The sequence below is a fragment of the Vulcanococcus sp. CPBay_Sum15L08_68 genome (assembly GCF_017855895.1).
GTDB lineage: Bacteria > Cyanobacteriota > Cyanobacteriia > PCC-6307 > Cyanobiaceae > Vulcanococcus.
Genome location: NZ_JAFMFX010000009.1, coordinates 25012 through 41961, shown reverse-complemented (window position 1 = coordinate 41961; position 16950 = coordinate 25012). Strand labels below are relative to the sequence as shown.

Annotated in this window: 18 protein-coding genes and 1 tRNA gene; 9 read left to right on the top strand and 10 right to left on the bottom strand. The window is 61.7% G+C overall.

All coding sequences use genetic code 11. The features are described from left to right. Nucleotides 1-163: 163 nt before the first annotated feature. Nucleotides 164-1423 carry a cytochrome P450 gene (locus QZ189_RS02935; protein WP_247477699.1) on the top strand — a complete coding sequence of 420 codons (1260 nt, stop codon included), beginning with the start codon at nucleotides 164-166 and terminating at the stop codon, nucleotides 1421-1423. A 2055-nt stretch (nucleotides 1424-3478) separates the two neighbouring features. Here QZ189_RS02935 and QZ189_RS02930 read toward each other — a convergent pair. Together QZ189_RS02930 and QZ189_RS02925 are read right to left on the bottom strand one after the other, a co-directional pair. Next, nucleotides 3479-3745 carry a hypothetical protein gene (locus QZ189_RS02930; RefSeq protein WP_296420864.1) on the bottom strand — a complete coding sequence of 89 codons (267 nt, stop codon included), beginning with the start codon at nucleotides 3743-3745 and terminating at the stop codon, nucleotides 3479-3481. Between the two features lie 195 nt (nucleotides 3746-3940). Continuing rightward, nucleotides 3941-4225, bottom strand: a complete 285-nt coding sequence (locus QZ189_RS02925; RefSeq protein WP_010316168.1) for a hypothetical protein — start codon at nucleotides 4223-4225, stop codon at nucleotides 3941-3943. A 415-nt stretch (nucleotides 4226-4640) separates the two neighbouring features. On the opposite strand from QZ189_RS02925, the gene QZ189_RS02920 reads away from it, so the two are divergent. Together QZ189_RS02920 and QZ189_RS02915 are read left to right on the top strand one after the other, a co-directional pair. Next, nucleotides 4641-5096 (top strand): hypothetical protein, encoded by a 456-nt coding sequence (locus tag QZ189_RS02920; RefSeq protein ID WP_296420863.1) that lies wholly within the window; start codon nucleotides 4641-4643, stop codon nucleotides 5094-5096. A 417-nt stretch (nucleotides 5097-5513) separates the two neighbouring features. After that, nucleotides 5514-5936: a hypothetical protein gene (locus tag QZ189_RS02915; protein WP_296416747.1), complete on the top strand. Its 423-nt coding sequence runs from the start codon at nucleotides 5514-5516 to the stop codon at nucleotides 5934-5936. A gap of 50 nt (nucleotides 5937-5986) precedes the next feature. On the opposite strand, the gene QZ189_RS02910 is transcribed toward QZ189_RS02915, so the two are convergent. Genes QZ189_RS02910 through QZ189_RS02900 form a run of 3 tightly spaced genes read right to left on the bottom strand, consistent with a single transcriptional unit; the run spans nucleotide 5987 to nucleotide 8033 of the window. Then, nucleotides 5987-6316 carry a hypothetical protein gene (locus QZ189_RS02910; RefSeq protein ID WP_296420861.1) on the bottom strand — a complete coding sequence of 110 codons (330 nt, stop codon included), beginning with the start codon at nucleotides 6314-6316 and terminating at the stop codon, nucleotides 5987-5989. Nucleotides 6317-6342: 26 nt separating this feature from the next. Beyond that, nucleotides 6343-7083 carry a fatty acid desaturase gene (locus QZ189_RS02905; RefSeq protein ID WP_296420859.1) on the bottom strand — a complete coding sequence of 247 codons (741 nt, stop codon included), beginning with the start codon at nucleotides 7081-7083 and terminating at the stop codon, nucleotides 6343-6345. Then, nucleotides 7080-8033 carry an orange carotenoid-binding protein gene (locus tag QZ189_RS02900; protein WP_010316178.1) on the bottom strand — a complete coding sequence of 318 codons (954 nt, stop codon included), beginning with the start codon at nucleotides 8031-8033 and terminating at the stop codon, nucleotides 7080-7082. The genes QZ189_RS02905 and QZ189_RS02900 overlap by 4 nt, the downstream gene beginning before the upstream one ends. Nucleotides 8034-8119: 86 nt before the next feature. Between QZ189_RS02900 and QZ189_RS02895 the strand changes: the two genes are divergently transcribed. Beyond that, a complete protein-coding gene (locus QZ189_RS02895; protein WP_296420857.1) occupies nucleotides 8120-8377 on the top strand; it encodes a hypothetical protein in 258 nt (85 codons plus the stop codon). 872 nt (nucleotides 8378-9249) lie between these two features. On the opposite strand, the gene QZ189_RS02890 is transcribed toward QZ189_RS02895, so the two are convergent. Both QZ189_RS02890 and QZ189_RS02885 read right to left on the bottom strand, forming a co-directional pair. Next, the gene (locus QZ189_RS02890) at nucleotides 9250-9480 is read right to left on the bottom strand and encodes a hypothetical protein (protein ID WP_010316186.1); all 231 of its coding nucleotides are present in this window, start codon (nucleotides 9478-9480) and stop codon (nucleotides 9250-9252) included. Nucleotides 9481-9980: 500 nt separating this feature from the next. Next, nucleotides 9981-10054 (bottom strand) — tRNA-Pro (locus QZ189_RS02885). An 84-nt stretch (nucleotides 10055-10138) separates the two neighbouring features. Here QZ189_RS02885 and QZ189_RS02880 point away from each other — a divergent pair. Further along, nucleotides 10139-10810: a M23 family metallopeptidase gene (locus QZ189_RS02880; RefSeq protein ID WP_156797900.1), complete on the top strand. Its 672-nt coding sequence runs from the start codon at nucleotides 10139-10141 to the stop codon at nucleotides 10808-10810. Beyond that, complete coding sequence (locus QZ189_RS02875; RefSeq protein WP_247477734.1) at nucleotides 10807-11508, top strand: alpha-ketoglutarate-dependent dioxygenase AlkB; 702 nt, start codon at nucleotides 10807-10809, stop codon at nucleotides 11506-11508. Before QZ189_RS02880 ends, QZ189_RS02875 begins: the two co-directional genes overlap by 4 nt. Here QZ189_RS02875 and QZ189_RS02870 read toward each other — a convergent pair. Next, nucleotides 11397-11795 (bottom strand): Rid family detoxifying hydrolase, encoded by a 399-nt coding sequence (locus QZ189_RS02870; protein WP_071777973.1) that lies wholly within the window; start codon nucleotides 11793-11795, stop codon nucleotides 11397-11399. The genes QZ189_RS02875 and QZ189_RS02870 overlap by 112 nt on opposite strands. A gap of 55 nt (nucleotides 11796-11850) precedes the next feature. Here QZ189_RS02870 and QZ189_RS02865 point away from each other — a divergent pair, with 55 nt between their 5' ends. Continuing rightward, complete coding sequence (locus QZ189_RS02865) at nucleotides 11851-12945, top strand: ABC transporter ATP-binding protein (RefSeq protein WP_043705799.1); 1095 nt, start codon at nucleotides 11851-11853, stop codon at nucleotides 12943-12945. A 3-nt stretch (nucleotides 12946-12948) separates the two neighbouring features. On the opposite strand, the gene gloB is transcribed toward QZ189_RS02865, so the two are convergent. Next, nucleotides 12949-13698, bottom strand: coding sequence for a hydroxyacylglutathione hydrolase (gloB, locus tag QZ189_RS02860; RefSeq protein ID WP_296420852.1), 750 nt, complete (start codon nucleotides 13696-13698; stop codon nucleotides 12949-12951). Nucleotides 13699-13727: 29 nt separating this feature from the next. Here gloB and hisG point away from each other — a divergent pair, with 29 nt between their 5' ends. Together hisG and QZ189_RS02850 are read left to right on the top strand one after the other, a co-directional pair. Then, nucleotides 13728-14363, top strand: coding sequence for an ATP phosphoribosyltransferase (gene hisG, locus QZ189_RS02855; protein ID WP_010316491.1), 636 nt, complete (start codon nucleotides 13728-13730; stop codon nucleotides 14361-14363). After that, nucleotides 14363-16162: an ABC transporter ATP-binding protein gene (locus tag QZ189_RS02850; RefSeq protein WP_010316493.1), complete on the top strand. Its 1800-nt coding sequence runs from the start codon at nucleotides 14363-14365 to the stop codon at nucleotides 16160-16162. Before hisG ends, QZ189_RS02850 begins: the two co-directional genes overlap by 1 nt. Here the strand turns inward: QZ189_RS02850 and QZ189_RS02845 are convergent. Next, on the bottom strand, nucleotides 16159-16851 hold the full coding sequence (locus QZ189_RS02845) for an alpha/beta hydrolase (RefSeq protein ID WP_296420849.1): 693 nt from the start codon (nucleotides 16849-16851) through the stop codon (nucleotides 16159-16161). The genes QZ189_RS02850 and QZ189_RS02845 overlap by 4 nt on opposite strands. Nucleotides 16852-16950 lie beyond the last annotated feature (99 nt).

Below are 16950 nucleotides of genomic sequence, written 5' to 3'. Positions count from 1 at the left end.
GGCCTGGATGGCGCGAAACAGGAGGCTCGTCCAGAGGACAGCGCGCAGCGTCGTCGCTATCTGAAGGCGTTGACGGATCCGGCCCCTGTGTTGATGGCCCAGTCCCCTCTGGCTGACGCCGTCATCCAATCGATAAGTTGATCGCCTGCGCGCGCCTGGGCCCATGCCTGTCAAGCCCCTGCCCAACACCGGTGCGGTGAGCGGCCTGAAGGAAACCCTTGATTTCTTCGGCGATCCGAGCTTTGCCCAGCGGCGTTTTGAGACCTATGGCGATGTCTTTGCCACCAAGCTGCTGACCCAGCCCATCGTCTTCATCCGAGGCGAACGGGCGATCAACGATCTCTTTCGCCAAGGCGAGTTACTTGAGGGCTGGTGGCCTGAGAGTGTCAAACAGCTGCTAGGCAGTCGTTCCCTCGCCAACCGCAGTGGAGCGGGTCATAAGGCCCGCCGGCGTGTGGTCGGTCAGCTGTTCTCCAGTGCAGCCCTAGCCCGCTACACCCCATCGATCTCTGGCCTGGTGGATGAGCTCGCAGAGGAGCTGACCTCGGCTGGTGGCCCAGTTCCCCTGGCCGGGAGGATGCGCCGCTTCGCCTTTGCCGTGATCGCCTCCACGGTGTTGGGGCTCGATCCGGATCGCCGTGACGCCCTGTTCGCTGACTTTGAGATCTGGACCAAGGCTCTGTTCTCGATTCCCTTGGCGATACCGGGCACACCCTTTGCCAAAGCCCTGGCAGCTCGCCAGCGGTTGCTGAAGCGCATCAAAGATGTCTTGAAGGAGGGCCGCAATCAAGGTGGCCTCGATCTCCTCAGTGGTGGCCTGGATGAGGCGGGGATTCCTCTGGAGGACGACGATCTGGCGGAGCAACTGCTGCTGCTGCTCTTCGCTGGTTACGAAACCACCGCGTCATCGCTGAGCTGCTTGTTTCGCGCCTTGCTGCTGCATCCGGAGGTGATGGATTGGCTGCAGAGCGATGTCATGGCCACTGGGTGGCCTGCGACCACAGCAGTGCAGTCACAAAAGCTGGATGCCACCGTGCTCGAGGTGATGCGGCAAACCCCGCCGGTGGGTGGGTTCTTTCGCCGCAGCCTGCAGGCGATTGAGCTGGCTGATGTGGCCGTGCCAGCGAACAGTGTGATCCAGGTGGCGCTCACGCCAACGGCGACCAGCAGCGGCACAGACCTGACGGAGTTCCGTCCGCAGCGCCATCTCGATGGTTCGTTTGGGCAAACACTGCTGCCCTTTGGCGGTGGCGAGAGGGTCTGCCTCGGTAAAGCCCTGGCCGAATTGGAAATTCGTTTGATGGTCGTTGGCTTGTTGCAGCAGGTTCAGCTTGAACTGGAGCCGGATCAAGATCTTTCGCTGCAGCTGGTGCCCAGCCCCATCCCACGGGGAGGCCTGATGGTGAGCGCAACAGCACGCTGACCCTCAGGTTCGAGTTGTTGGGGGCCATGTGGTGGGCCCCCGCTCGGACAGCGCTGTCTTCACCGCGCCTCCAACTCGGTTATGGCCTAGGTGGGGTTGCGGGTGCAATCCTCAGCGCCTGATCCGAGCAACTCCATAGCCAACGGCAAGGCCAACAGCACCGCTTCTCAGGCCGATCGCAAGGGTGCGTCGGTCTACTGCACTCATTCGTCCAACGCTCATGACAGCGGCTGCTCGGGCAATCCAGCAGCGGATGGGTTCATGAAAAGAACCAAGTCATCGCCACTTTTCCTGGCATCGGAAGACGCAGGCTGGAGATGCGAAGTATTGGTCGCTTCTGCTATTGGGTTGGTTGTTGACGTCGTGTCGAAGGTTCGAAGATTGGATTGATCTCTAGGGGGAGTAACTCCTGCACGCTGAGCTGGACTATGTCTCCACTGGTTATTTTCTCGGGTTCATATGGACGCGGCTTTTGATCATAGTGTCGAGAAACTAGCGCTACATTGAGCAGCAATGCTGCAACCAATGTGATCAAGAATGCTGACAGGGTCTTCACCATTTCTCGGTCTCGCTTTTGGTGCCAGCGTAGTGATTGGCGAGAGATAAAGGTGAAGTAGGTCTACGCCGCATTGCATCTGCTGGTGTCTGATGCATTTGTGCTGAAGAGGCTTCCTGTGCTCCCTCAAGCACTGTTTACTGATGACTGAGGACAGCGGTGGTTCAGGTCAGGAACGCCAGCTTTAGGGTCTGATGAACGAGTGCATGATGCGAACTCTCGATGCAGCATCGCACCGCGAGAGACAGCGGCAAATCGATGCTGTTGAATTTGCGATTGCGATTCACGGGCGCAAGTCTTGGACGAGGGCTCATGACCAAACGGTTTTTGCCTACCTGAAGAAGCACCCACGTTGATCGGGACGCCACTGCTCAGGCGACACAGCAGCGGAGAGGGGGATCAAAAAAAGACGGGTGCCACCGGTCCTCCATTCTTTGCTCAGAAAAGAGGACGCCAGCTTTTGCATTCACTTCTGGTTAGCCGCTTGGTGCCTTAGGGATGTAGTTGGCTCTTTGTAGCTCTCAAGTCTTTCAGTCGACAGCAGTTCCCGTACTCGTCTACCGGGAACTCATGCAGCACATCACGGCTGTGTCCAGACACGATTCTGTAACTCCTCCCTGAAACCCAGCACCTGGCTTTTGTGGTGGTGTACGCATTCCACCAAGCATGTCTCACAACCTCGTCGACCCATATTTGCCCTGCCGCGTCAAAACGCTGAACAATGATCATTGCTCTAGCTCGCGATGACTATTGACCAGGCTTCTACAGGTTTTGCACTTCCTCAAGCATTTTAAAGACTGGCTTCGGGATCGCTACACGTTTTGCAGGGCTGGGTGCTCGTGAGCGCAAGGAATGAATTGACTTTCAAGATACGCCCATCAGTTATGTGGGTCACATTTGCTTGATTCTCATTGCCTTGCTGGGCTTTGAGTCCGCCGAACCCAGCCAGTCCAATCGCTTCTGCTGCCTCGTCCATTTGCTCTTCTGATCTCCATTTTGATCAGCAGAGACTGCATCCCTCTTCGGCTTGAAAGTGGAAGACATCTAGCGATCGAGGAGCAATGGCTACCAAAAACAGTGTGATCCCCAGGACATGGGCGGTTTGCACGACTGCGCCCCTCTGTGATTCACGAGAGCGTTCACTCGACCTTCGTCACCTCAATGTGACCAAGTTCCACAAAGACGAAGCCGCATTAACTGGCTACACGCTGGACCGCTGGGATCTCCATGGAGTTCCTTGCGAGTGCTTGGAGTGCGTTGCCGACTATCAAGACCTGCTGCTGATGCAGCCAGATCAGAACAGACGACGACTGAGAGAGTCGTCCTGACCATGGACAGGGAGGAGGCCTACACCCGATTACGTGCTGGCTGGGAGGTTGACCCACATCTCCTGGAGCTGATCGAAGGTGACTACGACAGCCCTCAGCGCAAGCGATTCATTCGTGGTCAGCAGAAGCCGGTTGACTGCTTAGGACTCAAGGCGCTCCCCGACCCAAGCGCTAGTTCTTGATCCAGATCCTGGAGAGGAGCCAGGCAAAGAGGCCGCAAGGAAGGGCGAACCCAATCATTGGGACAGCAGTGGCGACTGGAGCGGCCAACGCGCTCGGTAGCCAGGTGCCCAGGCTTGACTGCCAGTTACCGGTCGCTTCTGTGCAGAAGCTGGGTGCCAGGAACATCACCGGCACGAACATCGTCGAGAGCACGGAGGTGAGAACGATCTTCTGGGCATCGGTCATCGCCAGTCGTCCGCTCCTTGATGCAGCCATCCTCGCTCTGATCACCAACAGCCCCTCCGATTTCAAAAGAAAATGGAGCGGGAAGAGCAACTGCGTCAGGCAACAGCTCCCTGACCCATATCTCATGACCATGGGTGGAGCGATGCCATTCCCCGCTCGGACGCAGCGGGTCTTTGGTGCGCCTCCAGCTCGGTGATGGCCTAGGTGGGGCTAGGGGCGGAATCGTCAGCGCCTGATCCGACCAACTCCATAGCCAACGGCCAGGCCAATCGCTCCGCTTGTAAGGCCGATTGCAAGGGCGCGTCGGTCTACTTCGCTCATTCGCCCAACCGAGACCACTGCTACGGCACTGAGGACGAGGCCAATAACGGCAACGGCTATCGCGTCAAAGCTGCCTGCCTTCTGGTTCTTGTTGCTGGCCGTTTTGACAATCGCTTTGCGCTCGTGACCTTGTTCCTTGTCCAGTTCCCGCTGGAGATCGCGGATGTCTTTTTGAGGGTTCGTGCTCACGGGCTGCGTGGCCTGTGTGTGCTCCCAGCCTTGCGGTCCTCTGCTCAGATGGCAAGAGACTTGGAGAATTGGCGGCTCCTGCGTGCGCCGCGCTGGAACCAATCAAAGCGATCATCCTGCTAGAGCAGCAGTTGCTGACGCTCTGCACCCGTACAAGCAGCGTCGAGTTGTGACTCACCTACAAGACGTCCAAGGGTGAGCCCACCTCTGCGGAGTGGATGCTCCTGGAGGCTGAGGTTCGGAAAGCCAGACACAAGTCTTGGGAATGCATCGCATTTTCTCAGCAACCTGCGGGGCAATCGTCTCAGTGTGGCGACAGTGTTCAGTTTTTTGGTGCAGATCTGCTTTGGCTGCGGTAACCGGCGCTCAGCGTCAATTCTCACCAGTAGAACAAAAAGGTCCTTGCAGCTTTTGCATGAACTTTCTGAAAACAGCCTTGGCCATCTCCTTGATGGCCCCGACTCCTTTGCTCGCCTCTACCTCGGCTGAGATTAAAGCCACAGGAACGATCGCGACATTCTGCAATATCAGCAACCAAGGTGGTCCAATCGCTATGCAACCGTCGGCAGACGGTGACCGCCTGAGTGGCACTGGTTCTTATCGCTATGTAGCGAATGGCAATTCCAAGATCGTGTTGAGTGCCTTGCAGTTAAGTGCGCCTAAGGGTGCTGCTGCAGCGACTCCAAGTATTCAGCTTGCTTCGCTGGTCTCGAACAACTCTGGTAGTGCCTCAGCTTCTAGTGAGGAGTCTGGAGGTGTCATTCGTTCTGATGGCGCTATCGATACTTCCATTGTCGAGAACAATGGTGACGATCTTTTGACTGCTGGAGACTATGAGATCGAGGCCACGGCAACCTGTACCTCTCTCTGAATTAATGATTCGAGCGATTCTTCTTTTGATCGCAGTCCTGTGGTCTGGGCATGCCAATGCCCAGACCGCTTTTCTGGATAAGCGAGAGTTCAGCGCTAAGAGTGGACGGGTCAGAGTCAAACTTGGTGTGTCCCATGACTACAAGAAATCTGTGCGACTGACTGTGCGGCTCAAAGGTGCTGGAGTCGACGATGAGACGCCTGGATCGATTCTCACCGACTCTGTAAGGATAGTGCCAGCAAAGTTCAAAATACCGCGGAATAAGTTTAGGAATGTCTTGCTTACCTTTGAACCCGCCATCTCGACGCGAACTCCTTACTTTGTATGTGTCATATACCAGCCAGTTGTCGAGCGCATCGATCGCAATGGTCGCGCTGGTGGTTCCATGCTCTTGGCTACGGAATCCTGCTCGCGCTTTTGGGTGGTCCCGTAAGAAGTGGTGAGCGGCTTGAGCTGGAGGATTTTTCTGTGTATGCCCCCCAGCCCAAGATTGAACTGGATCTTGACGATGGCAGTACGTGCTCTGTAACCGACCGATCCCCGGCGACTTTGGTTTTCTATGGCCGGCAACTCAACAGCTTGGCGCTCTCCAATAACACCAATAGCCTTGTTCTCTCCAATGGCAGCAATATTGGAACCCAGAGCGATCTCGGTGGCGGTGTGGCGCTAATGATCCCGCTTGGAGGAACAGGCTTTAAAAAAACGTGTTCGGGTCTGTTGAGGCTTCAGGAGGCCAGGGCCAAGATCGCCCTTGCTGAGCAATTACTTGAGTCGGGGCAGATCACTGAAGCCGAGATGAGCAAGGTTGTCTCCGGCCTGCGTGGACTATTGGGAATCTGATCTCGCCTTGGTGCGCCGGCCCAAGCCGGTCAACGCGTTCCAAGTTTTGTTCAGAAGCGAGACATGGCCGAAATCTTGGCCAGCTTGTCGGCTGTGAGTCCTTCGAGCTCTTGAAGTTGCAGAAGCTCGTCTTTCACGAGGCTTGCAAAGACAAACAAGATCCCCTCCAGGCGGAAATCAAACCGGCCTTCGATGGTGTGGCGCTCGATGCTCAGAAAGTCATGCAGCGCCCAGACCGAGCTGACATCACCCAGGTTGGAGGCCTTTGATTGCACAGAGGCCACCAATTGCATGACGGCACGGTTGTAGGCCGTCTCAAAGGCAGCTCGAGCAATGGCCTGCTCGCTATCTGTCCAGCTGTCAGTCGCCGCTTCATTCATCTGGCCTGACCACGCTGTTTCAGACGCTACCGGAGCGGTTCTGCCACTGCGAGCGACCGGTGCAGCGACCGGGCGGCCGGCAGTTCAAACCAGCTCAAGCCTGGGTTGTTGTGGTGTTCACGGTGATAGCCGAAGTGGAAGCAGGTCAGCAGAGACAGCCACGGCGGTAGGTCCAGGCTGATCGGCTGGGCTCGCCGTTCTGGCTGTCGTTGACACCGATGGGGCAGGAACGTGCCGAAGACGAACAGCTGTAGGGAGCTCAACAGCAATGGGAACGTCATGAAGAGCAGAACGCGCTCGATCGCGACCGCCAGAGGCACCTCGGCTGCCGTTACGGTCAGACCCAGGGTCAGTCCCCAACCAGCCAGTAACAGCAGCATCTGCCTGGTGCTCAGATAGCGCGCCAGGAACTGGCCATACCAACTGATGGCACTGCTCTCCAGGTCGTTTGGGAAATCGGGATCCTGGAGACTCCCCGGTGCACGGTGATGGCGCTGGTGTTGCCGTAAACACCCAGCAAACGGCAAGCCCGCATAAACCAGCAGCGCAAAAGCACCCATGGCGTTGTTCCAGCGGCGGCGTCCTGGGACAAGCAGACCATGCATGGCGTCATGGGCCACGATGAACAGCCCGGTTTGCAGCTGGGTGCGCAGAAGGACCAACACCACCAAAAGCCACAGAGGGGCTTGGGTTGTGTTGGTCTCCAGTGCCAGGGCCAGGGAGAGTCCCCAGCCCAGGATCAAGCCTCCGTTGAGCAGCAGGCTCAACGGGCGAACTTGAGCAGATCGGCCGGTGATGCGAGCAGGTCAATCGCCACGAAGTAGATCTTTCCTTCGGGGTTGAGCAGGAAGCGCCAGGCCACGTTCATACCGATGCCGGCACCGAACCAGGGGGTCTGCACTTTGCCGGTCACCTTGATCTGGGTGAACCCGTCGTTAGTGGGTTCGGCGTAGCCACGCTCAGGCAGAAGCCTGAGGTTCTGGCAGTCCTCGCGGAAGAAACGCAGGATCGCATCGGTGCCCACGATCGGCTTTTGGAACGGAGCCTGAAGAGCGCCGTCGGGCAGGAACAGCTGGATCAGGTTGTCAAAGTCGTTGGCGTTGAGCAGATCCATGTAGCTGTTCACTGTGGGGTTGATCACCCCCTCGATGAACACCTTCTTGCGCTGCTCTTCCGGAGTGGGAGGAGCAACGGGCTCCATGACCCGCTGACCTTCGCCCTTGGCTGGATCGAAGCCCATGTCCACCACGAAATTGCGCAGCAAGGTGATTTGCTGGCCCTGTTCAACACCCTTGAGGGAGTTGAGGACGGCGGAGGCGTTGGCTGAGAGCTGATAGTCCTCCGGGATCGGAGCCACCTGACCGGCAGCCATCCACTCACCGAGCTGATACCAGAAGCCCAGCTTGATATTGACCGACCAGGTCGCATAGGTCCGGCCGATCTCCGTATCGCTGCGGTTTGCCAGATCACACATCACCTGGCTCTGCTCCAGGAAGCCCATCGCCTTGATGTCGTTGAGGATGCGTTCCGCAAACTGCATCCGGGCGGCAGCGGGGGCAGCCACCGTGATCGTTGTGCCCATCTGGAGATAGGCGTACCAAATCAGGGCGAGCTGATCTTCTGCGCTCAGTAGCGCAAAGCGTGCTGTGATCGCAGGTACAACATCAGCCGAACGCGTCTCCGGGAAGATCTGGGCAGCTTTTTCAAGCGTGAACATGCCGAGCAATCCCGTTGTAAAGGAATATTTCGAACTGTAGGGAGCTGTTCGCGCTTGCTGGCTGAAGCGTTGTAACAGCTGTGCTTGTGGCGCTGTTTTGCCGCTTCCTGATCCGATGCCCCTTCCGTTTCTTGGTTGGTCAAGAAACCAGAGGTGGGACGTTCAGGATCAAGGCAGCGATCAAGCGCTCCCCAGGCATCCGCGCCACCAACTGGACACTCGATGGCTGCGTAGAGGACTACCGCTTTTTGCTGGCCTCTGTTGGCGGTGACGAAATGCGGGAAGACAGGCGTGAGCTTCGTCAGAAGATCCTTGATCACCTCACCCGGGACGACGATTGGTAGATGCCTCTGGCTCTTGCAAGTGCAGTCGGTTCGACTGACGAGGTTGTCCGTCGGCACGTCAATGTGCTGTTCGGGGAGAGCTTGATCACTCGGCAGCGGGGGCAGCTTGAGGGAAGAGGAGCGTCCATGGCTTTGTGCGCGGAACCCCTCGCGCTGTGTTTTGTCCTGCTCAAGGGGTGCGGGCTTTCCCTCTGCACCCTGATCCCCTTAGGTCGGGAAAATCCAACGGGCACATAGGTAGCCGTACCCATGGCAACGTCTACTGGCGCCGCTTCTATTGACCCGTAACACTGCGGACAACTAGGTAAGGGAAGACATGGCCGGGGGTGGGACTCCGGCTTTTTACTGCGTGGACTTTCAGCTCTTGGTGACGTGATCCCAAAGTCTTCCTGTCAATTTCCCCCAACGCCGAACGGTTGATCGAATTTGTGCGCCCACCACACCACATCAGGGTTCCGTGTACCGCATCGAAGTCCTCACACACCAGGGCTGGAGTCAGACAGAGGAGCACGAACAGCGCGAGCTTGCCGAATTGCAGGCCATGCTCAAAAGCAAGGCAGATGGACAGACCTATCGCGTCACAAGCTCCGGGTTGAGCACTCTGTGCCTCTTCACTAGGAGCGGTTCGAGCTTCTGGGACCTGGATTCAACAGCGGCAGCGTGATGGCGCGTTCGGCAGGTGATCGACCAGTTGGGCCGTACGAGTGAGTCTCCATGACAGTGGGGCCTTGGATCTGCCGTTGATGAGGTGATGGTTGTTCCCTAGAGGTATCGATAGTCAGGCGGAATTGGACGGGACTTCTGGATTCCGTTACGCCGTCTGTGTTATCTCCCCTGAGGAGGGATCTGGGGCCGGCGAAGCGGCTGGCGGGTTAGGGCTTGGCGCAGCCTCGGGGATAAGGAAGTCGTGCTCCAGGCCCAACGCAAATTGCATTGCTGAACTCGCCCTCTTCAAGCAAGAAGCTGAAGCCGTAGTCCCGCTGCATCCAGACCTGGCCTGTGTTCAACTCGCGCATCTTCAACGCACCTAGTGAGTCCCGGTTTTGGCTGATCGGCAGCAAGGTGAAGATCGGACCGTCTCCATGGGCGAACTCAACCTTCATGCTCTGCGGAATGTCGCCAACGAGGCTGACGGCACACCAAGAGGGGAAAGAATTGATGGTGCAAGGAGTCTTGTAGTGGTCTGTGCGTTGCGGTGGTCGCTCGTCTCTCTGAGCCAGCGCTGGGGCAGCAACCAGCACCCCGGCAAGGAGTGCTAGCGCCGATGTAGTGAGCTTCTGGGTGACCATCTCTCAGTCGTTCTTGGCGCCAGGTTCGCCTTCATGCAGGACGGCCATCACGTTGCAGCCTGGAAAGAGATCCTGTCCAAAAGCTCTGGCCTCCTCAGCACTCGCTGCGTGGACCAACGTCCCGACGATCTCGCCCTTGGAGAGCTCAACAGCCAAGTTGAACAGCTTGCCCACGGATTTCTCTCTTACACCCCGGCTTAGCCACGGATCGGGCAAACGGGGGGATGACGATGACTAGAGGCTCTTGTCGGCGAATGTGCCTAGGTCGTGGTGTTCACGCCTAAGTCCCACTGCAAGGCAGCGCTCTTTCTGAATCGGGGCGACAGGATTCGAACCTGCGACCTAGTGCTCCCAAAGCACCCGCGCTACCAAGCTGCGCCACGCCCCGTATGTCTGGAGCTTACCGGTCGATCCGCTGGGCTGGCCGTGGCGCTGGGCCCCGGTACAACGGGCCCGAAGTCCTCGCCCCACCATGGGATTCGGCCCCGTTCGCGCTGTTGCTGTCCTCGCCGGGCTGACGGGCTGTCTGTTGCCTTTCCCGGCTCTGGCCCTCCCCGAGAGGCCATTGCAAATCCCTGGCGATACTCCGGTCGCTGACCTGACGCCCGGGATGGGAATCAGCGAGGCCATGCCCGATTCCCTGGCCTGGCCGCTGCGTCCTGGTCAGCCGATCCGTGTGGTCTATCCCTTGGCGGTCAAAGCCACGGAGGTGGACCCCTACGGCTGGCGCTATTCGAGTTCCCGCGGGGCCTGGCGCATGCACGCCGGTCAGGACCTGGTGGCTCCCGCGGGCACGCCTGTTCTGGCCATGCTTCCGGGACGTGTGGTTCTGGTGGAGCCCATCGACGGCTACGGCCTCACGGTGGTCCTGGACCATGGCCGCGGTTGGCAGAGCCTCTATGCCCATCTGCAGAGCGCCAACGTCCGCAAAGGTGACTTCCTGACGGCCGCCTCCACCCTGGGCCTGGTCGGCCAGAGCGGCCGTGCCAGTGGCCCCCATCTCCATGTCGAGTTGCGCCAGCGCCAGGGTGAGCAGATGCTGGCCCTCGATCCCACCCCGGTTCTTGATCAGGCCACACGCCTGACGCTCCTGGCCCCGCCCCCCGTGGCTGAAGCTCGGGTGATTGAACCAGCCCAGCCTTGATTGCGATTGAGCGTCCTGGCCTGAAGCTGCGCCACGGTTCCGCCTGGCTACAGGGCCATGGAATCGCCACGGAATCCCTGCGTCAGCGCCTGGCTCAGGAGGTTCCCTGGGAGCAGCCCCTGGTGCGCGTCTTTGGCCGCCAGCACCCCACGCCTCGTCTGACCTGCTGGATGGCTGACCCCGGCTGCAGCTACCGCTACAGCGGCCAGGTGCAGCCCATCACCCCCTGGAGTCCCTCCATTGCGCCCCTTCGCGATCTCCTGGAGCAGGAGTTGGGGGTTCGCTTCAACAGCCTGCTGCTGAACCGCTACCGCACTGGAGACGACCGCATGGGCTGGCATGCCGATGACGAACCGGAACTCGACAACCAGGCCCCCATCGCCTCCTTGAGCATCGGCGTTCCGCGCGATCTGCGTTTTCGCCCGAGACGTTCTTCTCTTGCGTCCGCTGAGGCGCCCTTCTCGCTTTGCCTGGATGACGGCGATCTGTTGGTGATGGATCCGCCCACCCAGGCCCACTGGCAGCACGCCCTACCGGCCCGTGCCCGGGTCAGGACCGAGCGGATCAATCTCACCTTTCGGCTGATTCAGCCCAGCACCGCGATGCAGTCGATCTCCACCCGGGCGGCCTTCGGCAGTGCGGCCACCTCCACGCAGGCGCGAGCCGGGGAAACCCCCTCTCCGAATACCTCGGCGTAGAGCGCGTTCACCTTGGCGAAATCCCCCAGATCGGCCAGGAAGACCGTGGTGCGCACCACCTGCTGCGGCGTGCAGCCGGCTTCCTTGAGCACGGCCTGAAGGTTGCTGAGCACCTGGCGGGTCTCAGCCTCCACATCTCCATTGCCGACCATCGCGCCGGTGGCTGGATCCAGGGCGATTTGGCCGGAGCAATAGAGCACCCCACCCGCCTTGACGGCCTGGTTGTAGGGGCCGACCGGTGCGGGTGCCGCGGCGGTTGTCACCGCCTCAATCGCTGGAAGGGTCATTGCACGAGAGGATGTGGCGCCGAGCCTATGGCGAACCTGCTGAATGCGCCCTGAGATGCCCAGCCCTGATCTCCCCCAGGAGCCGCAGGTGGAGCTCAGTGGCCTGTGGCATCGCTACAGCGGCCCCGCCTCCAGTGGTGACTGGACCCTTCGCGACATTGATTTCCAGCTCCAGCCCGGTGAGTTGGTCGGCCTGCTGGGCCCCTCGGGCTGCGGCAAAACCACCCTGCTGCGCCTGATCGCTGGTTTTGAGAAGCCCGACCGCGGCTCTGTGTCCATCGGCGGACGCCCCGTGGCCGGGCAGGGACGTTGGTTACCCCCGGAGCGCCGCGGCGTGGGCATGGTCTTTCAGGACTACGCCCTCTTCCCCCACCTCGATGCCTGGCGTAACGCCTGCTTTGGCCTCAGGCCAGGTCAGGACACCAGTCGCGCCTCCTGGCTGTTGGAACTGCTGGGCCTCAAGGGCCTCGAGCGCCGTTATCCCCATGAGCTCTCCGGCGGTCAGCGGCAGCGCCTGGCCCTGGCCCGCGCCCTGGCTCCGGGCTGTTCCCTGGTGCTCCTCGATGAGCCCTTCTCCAATCTGGATGTGGAGGTGCGGCTGCGCCTGCGGGCGGAGCTTCCCGGTGTCCTGGCCCGTTGCGGCGCCAGCGGGGTGATCGTGACCCACGACCCGGAGGAGGCCATGGCGATCTGTGATCGGGTGGCGGTCCTGGAGTCCGGGCATCTGCACCAATGCGCCAGCCCCCACGACCTGGTGACGGCCCCGGCGACCTCCTTTGTCGGTCGCTTTGTGCTGCAGGGCAACCTGCTGCCGGCCCAGCTCCAGGACGGTCTTTGCCTCACGCCCCTCGGGGTGCTCGAACCAACGGAGGCCGGGGCTGCTGCGTCCTCCTCCTCGGACTTGGAGGTGCTGGTCAGTCAGCAGGCCATCGCCTTGGTTCCGGACGATGACGCCGAGGCCTGGGTCGTGGGCCGGGAATTCCTCGGCCGTGAGTGGCTCTATCAGGTGCAGCTCGATGACCGACGCCTGCGCCTGCGTCTGCCCTTGGAGCTGGACTACTCCCGCGGCCAGCGCTGTCAGTTGCACCTGCGCGCAGGCGAGCAGGGCCGGCTCTACCCCAGTGGTGCCGCCCTCATCGCCCGCGGCTGAGCCCTAGCCCCGCCAGAGGTCCTTGTGGCCGCGCAGCTGGCGCAGCGCCGCCGCGTCTTGGGCCCGGACGAACAGGTTCGTCTCCTGCTCCAGTCCAATGCGGCTGGGGATCGTTGGATGTCCCTCACGGCGCAGCTGCTGCACCTCCGCCAGTCGCGTGCGGATCGCGGCATTGTCCGGTTCCCGCTCCGCCGCCCAGCGCAGGTTGCCTTCGGTGTACTCATGGGCGCACCAGACCCGGGTCTCGGGCCCCAGGGCCGCCAGGCTGCCCAGGGAGCTGAGCATCTGCTCGGGGGTGCCTTCAAACAGGCGACCGCAGCCGCCGGCAAACAAGGTGTCGCCGCAGAACAGCTCAGCGGCTCCTCCCGCCTCCGGCTCCACGACATAGGCAATGTGGTGACGCGTGTGGCCGGGCACCTCCAGCACCCTCAGCTCTCGGCCCAACAGCCTCAGCTGATCGCCCCCCTGGACCCCTTGGGTTTGCAGCGGGATCCGCTCACGATCCGCGGCACTGGCGATCACCGCCGCCTCGGGCCAGCGCTGCAACAGCCCGGGTGTTCCGCCGATGTGGTCGCTGTGGTGGTGGGTGTGCAGGATCGCCTCCAGCTCCAGGCCCTTCTCCTCCAGCCAGGCGATCACGGGCTCGGCCACCGCCGGATCCACCACCACCGCACCCGGACCTTCGCCGTGGAGAACGAACACGTAGTTGTCGCTCAGCACAGGGATCAGCGAAACCGTCGTGGCGGCATGCATCGTTAAAGTCCCGGTTCAGGCTGCCAACCATGATCACCGTCGCGCTGGCCAAGGGAGCCCTGCTGAAGGACTCGGTCCGCCGCTTCGCGGCCGCTGGCCTGGATTTCGCAGCGGTGCTGGAGCCGGGCAACCGCCAGCTGATGGTGCCCAGCGTCTGTGGTCGCGCCCGGGCGCTGCTGGTGCGCAATGCCGATGTGCCGGTGTATGTGGCCTACGGCCAGGCCCAGCTTGGGGTGGTGGGCTACGACGTCTTGAAGGAACACCAGCTGCCCGTGGCTCAGTTGGTGGATCTGGGCTTTGGCGGCTGCCGGATGAGCGTGGCCGTGAAGGCCTCCAGTCCCTATCGCCGGGCCAGTGACCTGCCGGCCCACTGCCGCATCGCCAGCAAGTTCACCCGCTGCGCTGAGGAGTACTTCGAGGCCCTGGATCTGCCTGTGGAGTTGATCCATCTGGCCGGCTCGGTGGAGCTCGGTCCGATCACCGGCATGAGCGAAGCCATCGTCGATCTGGTGGCCACCGGCCGCACCCTTGAAGAAAACGGCCTGATCGCCATCGAAGATCTGTTCCACTCCACCGCCCGCCTGGTGGGCCATCCGCTGTCGCTGCGGCTCGATTCCGGCGAGATCCAATCGATCGTCGATCAAATCGCCAGCGCAGGCGCTTGATGGCCAAGCGCGATCGTCAACGGCTGCTGCGTCTTCTGCCCTACCTCGGGCGCGATCGCAAACGCCTGCTGCTCACCCTGGTGCTGCTGATCCCGGTGGCGGGTGCCGCGGCGGTTCAACCCCTGCTGGTCGGACAGGCGATTTCGGCCCTGCGTCAGGAGCCGGTGCTGCCCTGGCTGCAGGCCATGCCCCTCTCGGGCCAGTTGCGGACGCTGGTGTCGCTCTTGCTGGTGGCGGTCCTGATCCGCCTGGGCCTGCAGGGGGTTCAGAGCTTCAACGTGCAGGCCGTTGGCCAACGTCTGACTGCGCGGATCCGCAACGACCTGTTTGCCCATTCCCTCGACCTCTCGCTGCGCTTCCACGACCGCACGCCCGTTGGCAAGTTGCTGACGCGCCTGACCAGTGACGTCGATGCCCTGGCCGAGGTCTTTGGCAGTGGCGCCGTGGGGCTGCTGGCGGACCTGGTCACCCTCTTGGTGATCGCCGGAACGATGGTGGCGATTGAACCGCGCCTCGGGGTGTTGCTGCTGTCGGTGCAGGTGCCGGTCACCTTGACCATGCTCTGGTTGCAGAGGCGCTACCGCAAGGCCAACTACCGGGTTCGCGAGGAGCTCTCCCAGATGAACGCGGATTTGCAGGAGAACCTTCAGGGTCTGGAGGTCGTGCAGATGTTCCGCCGGGAGTCCCACAACTCCGCCCGCTTTGCCCGCACCGCTGATGCCTACCGCAATGCGGTCAACGGCACGATCTTTTACGACTCCTCGATCTCGGCCTTGATCGAGTGGGTGTCCCTGGGGGCGATTTCCCTGGTGCTGGCCCTGGGGGGCTGGATGGTCACCGCTGGGGCGATGGGCCTGGGCACCCTGACGACCTTCATCCTCTATTCCCAGCGCCTGTTTGATCCCCTGCGCCAGTTGGCGGAGCGCTTCACTCAGATCCAAGGCGGCCTGACCGCTGTTGAGCGCATCGGTGAGCTGCTGGAGGAGCCCATTGAGATTCAGGAGCTGCCCCTGAACCAGCGCTCCTCGGCCGCCATTCGCAGTGGCAGCGACTTCAGCAGCGCCGGTGAGGTGATTTTTGAAAACGTCTCCTTCGCCTACCGCCCGGACGATCCGATCCTGACGGACCTCTCCTTCCGGATTGCCCCTGGGGAGCACGTGGCCTTGGTCGGTCCGACCGGATCGGGCAAGACCACCATCATCCGCCTGCTCTGCCGCCTCTATGAACCCCAGCAGGGCCGGATCCTGCTGGATGGCGTGGACATCCGCGAGTTGCCCATCCCCACCCTGCGCCAGCGCCTCGGGGTGGTGCTGCAGGACACCTTCCTGTTCAGCGGCAACGTGGCCGACAACCTGCGCCTCGATGGCGCCATCAGCGATGTCGAGCTCGAGCGCCTCTGCTCGGAGCTGGGTCTTGAGCCCCTGCTCGATCGACTGCCTTCGGGGCTGGCCACAGAGCTGCGTGAGCGCGGCAGCAACCTCTCCTCCGGTGAGCGCCAGTTGCTCTCGGTGGCGCGGGTGGCGATCCGCAATCCCTCGGTCTTGGTGATGGACGAGGCCACGGCCTTCCTGGACCCGTCCACCGAGGCCACCCTGCAGCGGGATCTCGATCGGGTTCTGCGCCAACGGACGGCCATCGTCATCGCCCACCGCCTGGCCACGGTGGAGGCAGCCCACCGCATCCTGGTGCTCAAGCGCGGTCGCCTGATCGAAGAGGGAACCCACACGGCCCTGCGCGCAGCCGGTGGTCTCTATGCCCAGTTGGCCGACCTGCAGGAACGCGGTCTGGCCAGGCTCTAGGACAAGGTTCGATCCAGCCAGTCCTCGATGACTCGGGCGAGGGCGTCTGGGGCGCTGCGCATCGGCAGATGCCCTTCCCCTTCGAGCTCCTGCACCTCGGCATTGGGGGCATAGCCCGAGAGATGGCGGACGTAGCGCGGCTCCATCACCGTGTCCTTGCTGCCCACCACCCAGAGGCTGGGGACCTGCAGTTGGCTCGTCAGCGCCGGCAGCTGGCGCACGGCCCCGCGCTGCATGCTGCAGGCCAGCAGCCCGCGGGCGGCACGGAGCTCCGCCACCAGGGGGCTGCGAATGGCCTCGGTGCCAGGCACCTGGGCGAGCCAACTCGGCCGCCAGCGCAGAAAGGTGGCTCCGCCGTTGCGCACCATCCGAAAGGGCCGCGGCTGATAGACCCCGCCTCCGGAGGCGACCTGGATGATGCCCCGCAGTTGCTCCCCCAGATGGGGGGCGGCATGGAGCACCAGGCTTCCCCCCAGGGAGTGGCCGATCAGCACGATCGGCCGGCCGGCGGCTTGCTCCTGGGCCGCCTCCGCCAGCCAGCGGCCATAGCTGACCAAGTTGGTCCGCAGGCCTTGGGGCCTCGGGCGTTGGCCAAAGCCCGGCAGATCAGGGGTCCAGCAGTCCCACCTGGGCTCCAGGGCCGTGCGCAGCGGATCCCACAGCCGCCCGGAGAGCAGCCAACCATGCACGCCAACCAGCAGAGGTGCTGCGCCCAGGGATCCCAATGCAAGAAACGGACCCAGCCTGCATCAAGGGGGTGACCTGGTGGGTCAGGATCAACCGAACCC

Coding starts and splice junctions, on each gene's coding strand:
- QZ189_RS02910 (WP_296420861.1), bottom strand. CDS start 6,316: ATGAATGAAGCGGCGACTGACAGCTGGACAGATAGCGAGCAGGCCATT.
- QZ189_RS02935 (WP_247477699.1), top strand. CDS start 164: ATGCCTGTCAAGCCCCTGCCCAACACCGGTGCGGTGAGCGGCCTGAAG.
- QZ189_RS02890 (WP_010316186.1), bottom strand. CDS start 9,480: ATGAAGGTTGAGTTCGCCCATGGAGACGGTCCGATCTTCACCTTGCTG.
- QZ189_RS02920 (WP_296420863.1), top strand. CDS start 4,641: ATGAACTTTCTGAAAACAGCCTTGGCCATCTCCTTGATGGCCCCGACT.
- QZ189_RS02870 (WP_071777973.1), bottom strand. CDS start 11,795: ATGACCCTTCCAGCGATTGAGGCGGTGACAACCGCCGCGGCACCCGCA.
- hisG (WP_010316491.1), top strand. CDS start 13,728: ATGATCACCGTCGCGCTGGCCAAGGGAGCCCTGCTGAAGGACTCGGTC.
- QZ189_RS02865 (WP_043705799.1), top strand. CDS start 11,851: ATGCCCAGCCCTGATCTCCCCCAGGAGCCGCAGGTGGAGCTCAGTGGC.
- QZ189_RS02930 (WP_296420864.1), bottom strand. CDS start 3,745: ATGGCTGCATCAAGGAGCGGACGACTGGCGATGACCGATGCCCAGAAG.
- QZ189_RS02900 (WP_010316178.1), bottom strand. CDS start 8,033: ATGTTCACGCTTGAAAAAGCTGCCCAGATCTTCCCGGAGACGCGTTCG.
- gloB (WP_296420852.1), bottom strand. CDS start 13,698: ATGCATGCCGCCACGACGGTTTCGCTGATCCCTGTGCTGAGCGACAAC.
- QZ189_RS02880 (WP_156797900.1), top strand. CDS start 10,139: ATGGGATTCGGCCCCGTTCGCGCTGTTGCTGTCCTCGCCGGGCTGACG.
- QZ189_RS02850 (WP_010316493.1), top strand. CDS start 14,363: ATGGCCAAGCGCGATCGTCAACGGCTGCTGCGTCTTCTGCCCTACCTC.